This window comes from Planctomycetota bacterium, assembly GCA_026387035.1.
Taxonomy (GTDB): domain Bacteria; phylum Planctomycetota; class Phycisphaerae; order FEN-1346; family FEN-1346; genus JAPLMM01.
Map to the genome: position 1 here is coordinate 1 of JAPLMM010000052.1, position 1537 is coordinate 1537.

The 1537-nt window shown below is 64.8% G+C and carries 1 protein-coding gene; it reads right to left on the minus strand.

The annotated features are described in order from the left end of the window. Positions 1-626 precede the first annotated feature (626 nt). The coding region (locus tag NTX40_01595) for a pyruvate, phosphate dikinase (protein ID MCX5647780.1) at positions 627-1537 on the minus strand (911 nt) is incomplete at its 5' end.

The following is a 1537-nucleotide window of genomic DNA, read 5'->3' on the forward strand; positions in this document are numbered from 1 at the left end:
AGCCTCTGGGTCGAACGACGGCCGGGCACGGCTATTCCATGAAAAAAGGCCGGCCCGCGTTCACGCGGTGCCAGCCCCGGATACACAACTCCCTCAATCTCCAACCCCAATATACCCTACAATCCCGGTTTTGTCAAGCAACTTCCCATAAGGAATTTCCTGTAACCTGAAAATCCTGGCCAAAAGCCCTGGCCTTTGCGCGGCGGGCACCCATCGGTCCCGGCCCCAACCCCAACGGACGGGGCAGGCGGGGCAGGCGCTCAGGGGGTGTTTTTGTAGCGCGGGGGTTTATGCTACTCTGCGAAGTAGCGAAGCGCTACTTCGCTACGAAGCACGAGTTCCCCGCGCACCCACAGCGCGGGGCACCCGCCTTCGTCCGCCAGCACGGATGGCGGACTTCGGCGTGGCAAGCAAGGCCCCGCGCTACGAAAAGCATCTTTTCAACAGAGCGTCTCTTTCGAGCCGCCCGCGGAAGCGGGCGGTCACGTTCACTACCTTGGAACGTGCCACGGTAAGGAACGTGGCCGGCGGCTTCCGTCTTCGCCCTCCGGGCTACGCCGGACAAGCCCGCCGCCGGCTCGAAAGGCGCGGCGGGTCGGGAGACCCGCCGCGCACCACACGGAAAATCACTTCTTCTTTTTCTTCTTCGGCTTGGCGGCGGTTTTCTTTGCGGCGAGGTCCTGGACTGCCACCTGGGCGGCGGCGAGGCGCGCGATCGGCACGCGGAACGGCGAGCAGGAGACGTAGTCCATGCCGGCCTTGTGGCAGAAGTGGATGGACGCGGGGTCGCCGCCGTGCTCGCCGCAGATGCCCACTTTGAGTTTCGGCCTCGTGGCGCGCCCGCGCTCGATGCCGATGCGGATGAGTTCCCCTATGCCCGCCTGGTCGAGCGTCTGAAACGGGTCGGCCGGCAGAATTTCCTTCTTGAGGTAATCGGGCATGAAGGCGCCGATGTCGTCGCGGGAGAAGCCGAAACCCATCTGCGTCAGGTCATTGGTGCCGAAGGAGAAGAACTCGGCGGCCTCGGCCATTTCGCCGGCCGTCAGGGCCGCTCGCGGGATCTCGATCATCGTGCCCACGAGGAAATCGAGTCTCTTCAGGCCGAGTTTAGTCATGACCTCGGCCTTGACGCGGTCGATGATCCCGGCCTGGTCGCGGATCTCCGCGACAGCGCACGTCACCGGGATCATGATTTCCGGACGGGCCTTGACGCCTTCCTTGTGGAGTTCGGCCGTGGCCTCGAGAATGGCCCGGACCTGCATCTCGGTGACCTCGGGGTAGGTGATTCCCAGCCGCACGCCGCGGTGGCCCATCATCGGGTTCGTTTCGTGCAACGCTTCGCCGCGCTTGCGGATCTCGGCAACGTCGATGCCGAGGCTCTTGGCGAGTTCCCGCTGGACGCCTTCGTCGCGCGGCACAAACTCGTGGAGCGGCGGGTCCAGGAGGCGGATCGTCACAGGGTAGGGGGCCATCGCCTTCAGGGTTCCCTTGAGGTCGGACTTGACGTGCGGTAAGAGTTCGCCGAGAGCGGCCCGCC